The sequence below is a fragment of the Streptomyces anatolicus genome (assembly GCF_019400875.1).
GTDB lineage: Bacteria > Actinomycetota > Actinomycetes > Streptomycetales > Streptomycetaceae > Streptomyces > Streptomyces anatolicus.
Map to the genome: position 1 here is coordinate 1 of NZ_WMBF01000215.1, position 10,405 is coordinate 10,405.

Consider the following 10,405-nt stretch of genomic DNA (forward strand, 5'->3'; position numbering starts at 1 on the left):
TCGTGCGCGGCCCCGAGCGCGCCGCCCTGCCCGAAGTCGGGCGTGAGCATGTCCCCGGGCATGGTGACGGCCGCGATGGGACTGCGCGCGATGTCGGTGACGCTCACCAACTGCGGCAAGGGCGTACGCGAAGTCAACGGCTACCCCGACATCCGCGTCCGCGGCCTCGACCGGCAGCTTTTCCGCGTGACGGTGCTCAAGGGGACCGAGCCGGTCACCACGATGGACGACCCGGGCCCGCGCCGCGTCAGGCTGAAGCCGGGGGAGTCCGCGTACACCTCACTGGTGTGGCGGTACTCGGCCGTGGACGCCTCCACCAAGGCGGGCAGCGGCGTCTATGTGGAGATCGGCCCGGCCAAGGGCGCGGCCCGCCAGACCATCGAGCCGGAGGGCGGCCTCGACATCGGCGAGACCGGCATGCTCGGCACGACCGCCTGGCAGCGCAGCCCCGACGAGACCCCGCAGCACTGACCCCGCTGACCCCACCGACCCCGCCGACCAGGGCACCCGTCCGATCAGGGCACCCGCGCCGTCCATTCCGCGGTGCCGAACTTGGTGCGTACGAGATCCTGGGCCCGGGCCAGTTCGGCGCCGGTGACCTCGCCCCGGGTGAGGCCGTAGCGGGAGCGGAAGGAGTCGATCATGCGGTCGATGACGGTCTCGCGCGGCAGACCGGTCTGGCGGCGCAACGGGTCCACCCGCTTCTTGGCGCTCCTGGTGCCCTTGTCGGACAGCTTCTCCTTGCCGATGCGGAGCACTTCGAGCATCTTGTCGGCGTCGATGTCGTAGGACATCGTCACGTGGTGCAGCACCGCGCCCGGCCCGCCGCCGGGCCCCACCATCCGCTTCTGCGCGGCGCCCGCGATCTTCCCCGCGTCCGTCGCGATGTCGTTGAGCGGCTGGTACCACGCCTTGATGCCCATGTCGGCGAGGGCGCCGAGGACCCAGTCGTCGAGATAGGCGTAGCTGTCCTGGAAGGAGAGGCCCTGCACGAGCGCGTCGGGCACCGAGAGGGAGTAGGTGATGGTGTTGCCCGGCTCCACGAACATCGCGCCGCCCCCCGAGATGCGGCGCACGACCTCGATCCCGTGCCGGGCCGCGCCCTCCGGGTCGACCTCGTTGCCCAGCGACTGGAAGCTGCCGATGATCACCGAAGGCGCGCCCCACTCCCACACCCGCAGCGTCGGCGGGCGGCGGCCCGCGGCGACCTCCTGAGTCAGTACCTCGTCCAGGGCCATGTGCAGGGCGGGCGGCTGCGGCCCCTCGTGCACGAGCTGCCAGTCGTAGTCGGTCCAGTCCGTGGCGTGCGCGAGGGCGCGGCGCACGGCGATCCCGATGCCCTCCGACGTCAGGCCGTACATGACGGTGCCCTCGGGGAGCGCCGCGTCGATGCGGGCGGCGAGGCCCGCGGCGTCCGTGTCGGCGGGACAGCCGTCCAGGGCGGCGTTGATCGCGTCGAGCGCCTCGTCCGGTTCTAGGAAGAAGTCGCCGGCCACCCGGGTGCGCCGCAGCTCGCCGCCCTCGACGTCCAGATCCACCACGACGAGCTTGCCGCCGGGGACCTTGTACTCACCGTGCACCGTGTTTCCTCCAAGCTGTTCCGAATCGTCCCCAACGCTAGCCGAGTGCCGGAATGTCCGGTCCGGTGGAGGATGGGGCAGGAGAAGGCGGGCACGAAGTGAGAGCAAGCACCGCCGAGCAGCGGCAGGCGAGAGCGAGCAGGTGGAGGAAGCGATGAGCGTTCCCGCGGCGCCCGGCGGTGAGCCGGGCCCGAACGTCCTGGTCACCGGGGCGACGGGCTACATCGGAGGCCGGCTGGTCCCCGAACTCCTCGACGCCGGGTACCGCGTACGCTGCCTGGCCCGCACGCCCGAGAAGCTGCGCGACCACCCCTGGGCGCCCCGCACCGAGGTGGTCCGAGGTGACGTGACCGACGCCGCCTCGCTGGCCGAGGCGATGCGCGGCATCGACGTGGCGTACTACCTGGTGCACGCACTCGGCACCGGCGCCCGCTTCGAGGACACCGACCGGCAGGCCGCGGAGACCTTCGCCGAGCAGGCCCGCGCGGCCGGGGTCCGGCGCGTCGTCTACCTCGGCGGCCTCACCCCCGCGGACGTACCGCCGGGGGAACTCTCGCCGCACCTGCGCTCAAGGGCGGAGGTCGGCGAGATCTTCCTGCGCGCCGAGGTCCCCGCCACCGTGCTGCGCGCGGCCGTCGTCATCGGCTCCGGCTCCGCCTCCTTCGAGATGCTCCGGTACCTCACCGAACGGCTGCCCGTCATGGTCACGCCCAGCTGGGTCGGCACCCGCATCCAGCCCATCGCCGTCCGTGACGTCCTGCGCTACCTCGTCGGCAGCGCCCGCATGCCGTCCGACGTGAACCGCGCCTTCGACATCGGCGGCCCCGACGTCGTCACGTACGAACAGATGATGCGGCGGTACGCGGCCGTCGCCTCGCTGCCGCACCGGCTCATCGTGCGCGTGCCGATGCTGAGCCCCGGCCTCTCCAGCCTCTGGATCGGCCTCGTCACCCCCGTGCCGCGCGCCCTGGCCCGCCCCCTCGCGGAGTCGCTGCGGCACGAGGTGGTCTGCGACGAGCACGACATCGCGCGGTACGTGCCCGACCCGCCCGGCACCCCGATCTCCCTCGACGAGGCGCTGGGGCTCGCGCTGCGGCGCGTGAAGGAGGCGCAGGTCGTCACCCGCTGGTCGTCGGCGTCGCTGCCCGGCGCGCCGAGCGACCCGCTGCCCACCGACCCGGACTGGGCGGGCGGCAGCCTCTACACCGACCGGCGGCAGATCACCGTCGACGCCTCGCCGCACGAGCTGTGGCGCATCATCGAGGGCGTCGGCGGTGAGAACGGCTGGTACTCCTTCCCGCTGGCCTGGGCCGTGCGTGGATGGCTGGACCGCGCGGTCGGCGGCGTGGGGCTGCGGCGCGGCCGCCGGGACGCGGCACGCCTGCGGGTCGGCGACTCGCTCGACTTCTGGCGGGTCGAGGAGATCGACCCGGGCCGGCTGCTGCGGCTGCGCGCGGAGATGCGCCTGCCCGGCCTCGCCTGGCTGGAGATGTGGGCCGACCAGGACGCCGAGGGCCGCACCCGCTACCGGCAGCGGGCCCTCTTCCACCCGCACGGGCTGCTCGGCCACGCCTACTGGTGGAGCGTCTCGCCCTTCCACGCGGTGGTGTTCGGCGGCATGGCCCGCAACATCGCCAAGGCGGCCTCCAGGGAGGCCGCCCGTACCGCTCCCGTACCGGCCCCGCAGGAGTAGCGCCTTGAACACCTCCGTCGTCCTGTTCACCTCCGACCTGCGGGTGCACGACCATCCGCCGCTGCGCGCCGCGCTCGCTCGCGCGGACGCCGTGGTGCCGCTCTTCGTCAAGGACCCGGCCATCGAGGCCATCGGATTCGCGGGGCCCAACCGCGAGGCGTTCCTCGCCGACTGCCTCGCCGACCTCGACCGGCGGTTGCGTGACCGGGGCGGGCGTCTGGTGGTGCGTGCCGGTGACCCCGTCGACGAGGTGCGGGCCGTCATGCGGGAGGCGGACGCCGACGAGGTCCATATGGCGGCGGGCGTCAGCCGGTACGCGCAGACCCGCGAACGGCGGCTCCACGAGGCGCTGGAGGCGGACGGCCACCGGCTGCACGTCCACGACGCCGTGGTCACCGCGCTCCCGCCCGGCGCGGTGACCCCCACCAACTCCGACCACTTCGCCGTCTTCACCCCCTACCTCCGCCGCTGGTCCGCGCAGGGCGTACGGCCCGTCCTCGGCGCCCCGCGCACCGTCCGCGTCCCCGACCACGTCCGCTCCCGTCCCCTCCCCGCCCGCGACGACATCACCGGTATCTCGCCGGGGCTCGCACGCGGCGGCGAGAGCGAGGGCCGCCGCCGGTGGCAGGCCTGGCTGCGCGACGGCATCGACCGGTACGGAGAACGCCACGACGACCTCGCGGGCGACGCCACCTCCAAGCTCTCGCCGCACCTGCACTTCGGCACGCTGTCCTGCGCCGAACTCGTCCACCGCGCCCGCGCCCGCGCGACCCCGGGCGCCGAGGACTTCGTCAGACAGCTGTGCTGGCGCGACTTCCACCACCAGGTCCTCGCCGCGAGGCCGCGCACGGCGACGGCCGACTACCGCACGCGCGGCGACCGCTGGCGCTCGCCCGAGTCGGCGGCGCGGGACATCCGGGCGTGGCAGGAAGGGCGTACGGGATACCCGATCGTCGACGCCGCCATGCGGCAGCTGCTGCACGAGGGTTGGATGCACAACCGAGGCAGGCTGCTGACCGCGAGTTTCCTCACCAAGACGCTCTACGTCGACTGGCGGGTGGGCGCGCGCCACTTCCAACGGCTGCTGGTCGACGGGGACATCGCCAACAACCAGCTTAACTGGCAGTGGATGGCGGGAACCGGCACGGACAGCCGCCCCAACCGGGTGCTCAACCCCGTCCTCCAGGCCAAGCGCTACGACCCGGAAGGCGCCTATGTACGCCGCTGGGTGCCCGAACTCGCCGGGCTGCCCGGCCCCGCCGTCCACGAGCCGTGGAAGCTGCCGGGCCCGGAGCGGGAGCGCTACGACTACCCCGAGCGGATCCTCGAACTGGCCTACGGACTGGTCCGTTTCAAGCGGGCGAGGGGCATCGACTGACCCCTGCCGCCGGCCGGGGCCGCGCGGCTAGCCTGCGGATCATGTTCACGACGCGTCCCACACTCCAGGGCACCTTCGGCATGGTGTCGTCCACCCACTGGCTCGCCTCCCAGTCCGCGATGGCCGTACTGGAGGACGGGGGCAACGCCTTCGACGCCGCCGTCGCCGCGGGGTTCGTCCTGCATGTGGTCGAGCCCCACCTCAACGGCCCCGCCGGAGAGGTCCCGATCATCCTGGCGCCCGCGGGCGGCGACGTGCGCGTGCTCTGCGGCCAGGGCCCCGCGCCCGTCGGTGCCACCGTCGCCCACTACCGCTCCCTGGGCCTTGAGCTGGTGCCCGGTACCGGGCCGCTCGCCGCCGCCGTGCCCGGCGCCTTCGACGCCTGGATGCTGCTCCTGCGCGACCACGGCACGAAGTCCCTCGCCGATGTCCTCAAGTACGCCATCGGGTACGCGCAGGACGGCCATCCGCCCGTCGAGCGCGTCGTCGAGACCGTCGAGACGGTGCGGCGGCTCTTCGAGCAGGAGTGGCCCTCGTCCGCGGAGATCTATCTCCGCGGTGGCCCCGACGGCGGTGAACCGCCGCGCACCGGCGAGCTGTTGCGCAATCCCGCGCTCGCCGCGACGTGGCGGCGGCTCCTTGCGGAGGCCGGAGCGAAGGCTCCCGGCGGGTCACGCACCGCCGTGCTCGACGCCGCGCGCGAAGTGTGGCGGAGCGGCTTCATCGCCGAGGCGCTTGTGCGGCAGGCCGGGCGGCCCACCATGGACACGAGCGGCGAGCGGCACGCCGGCACGCTCTCGGCGGAGGATCTGCGGGGGTGGTCCGCCTCCTACGAGGACCCGGTCACGTACGACTGGAACGGCTGGACCCTGTGCAAGGCCGGCCCCTGGAGCCAGGGCCCCGCCTTCCTCCAGCAGCTCGCCCTGCTGCCACGGAACGCCGAGGAACTTCCGGAGTACGGCTCCGAGGACTACGTCCACCTCCTCGTCGAGGGCTGCAAGCTCGCCATGGCGGACCGCGAGGCCTGGTACGGGGACGCCGGGGACGGGGGAGCGGGAGCGGTGCCGGTTGGTGAGCTGCTCTCGGACGAGTACAACGCGCTGCGGCGGACCCTGATCGGGGACGAGGCCTCGTACGAGCTGCGTCCCGGCTCGCCCGGCGGACGGCGGCCACGGCTCTCCGCCCACGCGCGCGCGGTCGCCTCGGGCGAGGCGGAAGGCTTCGATGCGGCCGCCGTCGCCGCAGGGGGCGGTGAGCCGACCGTGGCCGGGGACGGGGGGACGCGCGGGGACACCTGCCACCTCGACGTCGTCGACCGCTGGGGGAACATGCTCTCCGCCACGCCCAGCGGAGGCTGGCTCCAGTCCAACCCCGTCGTGCCGGAACTCGGCTTCCCCTTGGGTACGCGGCTCCAGATGGCGTGGCTGGAAGAGGGCCTGCCGAACTCGCTCACGCCGGGGAGGCGGCCACGGACCACGCTGACGCCGTCGCTGGCGCTGAGGGACGGGGTGCCGGTCATGGCGTTCGGTACGCCCGGGGGAGACCAGCAGGACCAGTGGCAGGTGCACTTCTTCCTGGGGGTGGCGCTGCGGGCCTCCGTGCGGGGCGGCCTCGACCTGCAGGGCGCGATCGACGCGCCCAGCTGGCACACGGACGGCTTTCCCGGCTCCTTCCACCCGCGCGGGATGCGGGCCGGGAGCGTGACGGTGGAGTCACGGACGGCTCCGGAGGTCGTGGCCGGGCTGCGGCGGCGCGGGCACGATGTGCTGGTGGGGGGCGCGTGGTCGGAGGGGCGGCTGTGCGCGGTGGCGCGGGACCCGGAGAGCGGGGTGCTGTCGGCGGCGGCCAATCCCCGGGGGATGCAGGGGTACGCGGTCGGCCGCTGAGCCCACCGGAACCCCATGTTCACGTACTCACAAGGTTGCGTTCGCCCGGGACGTACGGGATGTCAGCGGGGCGTGCTCTCATGGACACATGATCGAAGAGTTTCTGACGCAGGGCGTACGTGACGTGGAGGAGGCCCTCCGGAAGGCCGCGGCGGCCGAGGTGACCCCCCGGTTCCGGCAGCTCGCCGAGGGCGACATCGTGGAGAAGAGCGGCCCGCACGACATGGTGACCGTGGCCGACCGCCGCGCCGAGGAGCGGCTGACCGTGGACCTGGCCGCGCTGCTGCCGGGTTCCGTCGTCGTGGGCGAGGAAGCGGTGCACGCCGACCCGTCGTCGTACGAGGCGGTGCGCGGCGAGGCCCCCGTGTGGATCGTCGACCCCGTGGACGGCACGCGCCAGTTCGTGCAGGGCGACCCCGGCTTCTGCATGCTCGTCGCCCTCGCGGTGGGCGGCGAGGTGCTGGCCTCCTGGACGTACGCCCCGGCGCTCGACCAGCTCGCCGTCGCCGTGCGCGGCAAGGGCGCCTGGCTCGACGGGCAGCGCCTGGTCTCGGGGACGCCCGACCCGGCCCAGGACCTCGAAGTGGCGACCTCGCACCCGGACTTCACCACCGAGGAGCAGAAGCGGGCCCTGCTCGGACTGCGCGTGGACGGTGTGCGGCCCCGGCCGTGCGGTTCGGCGGGCCTTGAGTATCTGGCCCTGGCGAAGGGGGAGTTGGACGCCGTCGCCTTCTCGTGGGAGCTGGCCTGGGACCACGCGGCGGGCCTGCTGCTCGTCGCCGAGGCCGGGGGAGACTCCCGGACGCTGACGGGCGAGCCGTTCCGTATCGGCGGGGGGAACGCGCTGCCGTTCACCGCGGCGCGCGACGCGGCCACGGCGCGGCGCGTGGTGGACCTCCTCGCGAGCGGGGCCTGAGCGGCCGTTCCTGAGCGGCCGCCTATCCTGGGCGGCAGAGGCCGTCGGCTGACGAAGGAGTCCGAAGGTGCCGTCGATGCTTGATGCCGTCATCGTGGGAGCGGGGCCGAACGGCCTGACCGCCGCCGTCGAGCTGGCCCGCCGCGGCTTCTCCGTGGCCGTCTTCGAGGCCAACGCCACGGTGGGCGGCGGGGCGCGCACCGAGGAGCTGACCCTTCCCGGCTTCCGGCATGACCCCTGTTCCGCCGCCCATCCGCTGGGCATCAACTCCCCGGCGTTCCGCGCCATGCCCCTGGAGCGGTACGGCCTCGAGTGGCTGCACGCCCCGCTGCCCATGGCGCACCCCTTCCCGGACGGCAGCGCCGCCGTGCTCTCCCGCTCCGTCGCCGAGACGGCCGCCTCCTTCGGGCCGCGCGACGCGGGGACGTACCGGAGGCTGGTGAAGCCCTTCCTGCCCAAGTGGGACGTGCTTGTCCGGGACTTCATGTCCCTGCCGATGAGTTCGCTGCCGCGCGACCCCGTCACCCTCGCCCGCTTCGGGCTCGCCGGGCTGCCCTCGTCGACCTGGCTGATGCGGCGCTTCCGCGACGACCGGGCCCGCGCGCTGTTCGCCGGGCTCGTCGCGCATGTCATCGCGCCGCTCGACGGCATCGTCACCGGCGGCGTCGGCATGGTCTTCGCGCTGGCCGGACACGCCCGGGGCTGGCCGGTCGCGCGCGGCGGCTCGCAGTCGATCTCCGACGCGCTCACCGCGTATCTCAAGGACCTCGGCGGGGCCGTCCACACGGACTACGAGGTCAAGCGGCTCGACGACCTGCCGCCCGCCCGCGCCTACGTCTTCGACACCTCGCCGACCGCCCTCGCCAGGATCGCCGGGCTCGGCGACGCCTACGAGCACTACCGGTACGGCGCCAGCGCCTTCAAGATCGACTACGCGCTCGACGGCCCCGTCCCCTGGACCGCCGAGGAGGCGCGGTCCGCCGGGACCGTGCACGTCGGCGCGAGCAGCGAGGAGATCGGCGCCGCGCTGCGCGCCGCCTCGCGCGAGGGCCGCGCACCCGACGCGCCGTTCCTGATCACCGTGCAGCCCAGCATCGCCGACCCCTCCCGCGCCCCCGAGGGCAAGCACGTCTTCTGGGCGTACGGACACGTCCCGAACGGCTGGGAGGGCGACCTGACCGACGCGATGGAACGCCAGCTGGAGCGGTTCGCGCCCGGCTTCCGCGACCGGGTCCTCGCGCGCGCCACGGCCGGTCCGCCCCAACTCGCCGCGGGCAACGCCAATTACGTGGGCGGCGACATCGCCTGCGGTGCCGCGAGCGGACTGCAGCTGCTGCTGCGGCCCAAGCTCTCCCTCTTCCCGTACGGGACCAAGCACCCGGCCGTCTTCCTCTGCTCGTCCGCCACACCCCCGGGACCCGGCGTCCACGGCATGTCCGGGCACAATGCCGCCAAGGCCGTCTGGAAGCGGCTGCGGGCCGCCTGAGGAGTAGCACGTGACCGTCCCCATCACCCTCGCCCAGGGCGACATCACGGCGCAGCACGCCGACGCCCTCGTCAACGCCGCCAACTCCTCGCTCCTCGGCGGAGGCGGCGTGGACGGCGCCATCCACCGGCGCGGCGGCCCCGAGATCCTCGCCGAGTGCCGGCGCCTGCGCGCCTCGCGGTACGGCAAGGGGCTGCCCACCGGCCAGGCCGTGGCCACCACCGCAGGGCGCCTCGATGCCGCGCATGTGATCCACACCGTCGGCCCTGTCTGGTCCGCCACCGAGGACCGCTCCGCGCTGCTCGCCTCCTGCCACCGCGAGGCGCTGCGGGTCGCCGCCGAGCTGGGCGCGCGCACCCTCGCCTTCCCCGCCATCTCCACCGGCGTCTACCGCTGGCCGATCGACGACGCCGCCCGCATCGCCGTGCGCACCGTGCGGGAGGCCGCCGACCCCGCGCTCTTCGACGAGGTGCGGTTCGTGCTCTTCGACCAGGCCGCCTACGACGCGTACGCCGAGGCACTTGCCGCCGCCGCGGATGGCTAGCGCGGCGGCCCTGGCAGCGCGAGGTTGATGTCGGATTCTCGCCAGTCATGCCCGGGGAAGTCCGCGATGCTTGAGCGCATGCACACCGACACCGAGCGCTGTGTACGCGCCGTTCAGTCCAAGGACGCCCGCTTCGACGGCTGGTTCTTCACGGCCGTCGTCACCACCGGAATCTACTGCCGGCCCAGCTGCCCGGTCGTGCCGCCCAAGGCCGAGAACATGACCTTCTACCCGAGCGCCGCCGCCTGCCAGCAGGCCGGCTTCCGGGCCTGCAAGCGGTGCCGCCCCGACAGCAGCCCCGGCTCGCCCGAGTGGAACCAGCGGGCCGATCTCGTCGCCCGCGCCATGCGCCTGATCGGCGACGGAGTCGTCGACCGCGAGGGCGTCCCCGGCCTCGCCGCCCGCCTCGGCTACAGCGCCCGCCAGGTGGAGCGGCAGCTCCTCGCCGAACTGGGCGCGGGCCCCCTCGCGCTGGCCCGCGCCCAGCGCGCCCAGACCGCGCGGCTGCTCATCGAGACGACCGGGCTGCCCATGGCCGAGATCGCCTTCGCGGCCGGCTTCTCCTCGATCCGCGCCTTCAACGACACCGTCCGCGAGGTCTTCGCGCTCGCCCCGGGGGAGCTGCGCGCCCGAGCGCCGAAACGGGCCGCCGGAGCCCCTGCCGCCGGAGCCCCGGCCTCCGCCACTCCCGGCGTCCTCTCCCTGAGGCTGCCGTTCCGCGCCCCCCTCAACCCCGACAACCTCTTCGGGCACCTCATCGCGACCGGCGTACCCGGTGTCGAGGAGTGGCGAGACGGGGCCTACCGCCGCACCCTGAGCCTCCCCTACGGGCACGGGGTCGCCGCCCTCACCCCGCACCCCGACCACATCGGCTGCCGCCTGAGCCTCACCGACCCGCGCGATCTGACCATCGCCATCAGCC

At 73.8% G+C, this 10,405-nt stretch carries 9 protein-coding genes; 8 read left to right on the forward strand and 1 reads right to left on the reverse strand.

The genetic code is table 11. The features are described 5' to 3' along the window. Positions 1-471, forward strand: a 471-nt coding sequence (locus GKQ77_RS19300; RefSeq protein WP_219690166.1) for a DUF4232 domain-containing protein, incomplete at its 5' end; no start/stop codon positions are given. Positions 472-515: 44 nt separating this feature from the next. Here the strand turns inward: GKQ77_RS19300 and lplAB are convergent. Beyond that, positions 516-1,580 carry a lipoate-protein ligase LplAB gene (lplAB, locus tag GKQ77_RS19305; RefSeq protein WP_219690167.1) on the reverse strand — a complete coding sequence of 355 codons (1,065 nt, stop codon included), beginning with the start codon at positions 1,578-1,580 and terminating at the stop codon, positions 516-518. Positions 1,581-1,734: 154 nt separating this feature from the next. Here lplAB and GKQ77_RS19310 point away from each other — a divergent pair, with 154 nt between their 5' ends. The 7 genes from GKQ77_RS19310 to GKQ77_RS19340 form a co-directional block, all read left to right on the forward strand. Next, entirely contained in the window at positions 1,735-3,273 is a 1,539-nt protein-coding gene (locus tag GKQ77_RS19310; RefSeq protein WP_219690168.1) for an SDR family oxidoreductase, read from the forward strand. A gap of 4 nt (positions 3,274-3,277) precedes the next feature. After that, positions 3,278-4,651: a cryptochrome/photolyase family protein gene (locus GKQ77_RS19315; RefSeq protein WP_219690169.1), complete on the forward strand. Its 1,374-nt coding sequence runs from the start codon at positions 3,278-3,280 to the stop codon at positions 4,649-4,651. A gap of 41 nt (positions 4,652-4,692) precedes the next feature. Further along, positions 4,693-6,537 carry a gamma-glutamyltransferase family protein gene (locus GKQ77_RS19320; protein ID WP_219690170.1) on the forward strand — a complete coding sequence of 615 codons (1,845 nt, stop codon included), beginning with the start codon at positions 4,693-4,695 and terminating at the stop codon, positions 6,535-6,537. Positions 6,538-6,625: 88 nt separating this feature from the next. Further along, positions 6,626-7,453, forward strand: coding sequence for an inositol monophosphatase family protein (locus tag GKQ77_RS19325; RefSeq protein WP_219690171.1), 828 nt, complete (start codon positions 6,626-6,628; stop codon positions 7,451-7,453). Between the two features lie 76 nt (positions 7,454-7,529). Continuing rightward, entirely contained in the window at positions 7,530-8,939 is a 1,410-nt protein-coding gene (locus GKQ77_RS19330; protein WP_219690172.1) for a phytoene desaturase family protein, read from the forward strand. Between the two features lie 10 nt (positions 8,940-8,949). Further along, complete coding sequence (locus tag GKQ77_RS19335) at positions 8,950-9,483, forward strand: O-acetyl-ADP-ribose deacetylase (protein ID WP_219690173.1); 534 nt, start codon at positions 8,950-8,952, stop codon at positions 9,481-9,483. A 78-nt stretch (positions 9,484-9,561) separates the two neighbouring features. After that, positions 9,562-10,405, forward strand: an 844-nt coding sequence (locus GKQ77_RS19340) for a bifunctional transcriptional activator/DNA repair enzyme AdaA (protein WP_219690174.1), incomplete at its 3' end; no start/stop codon positions are given.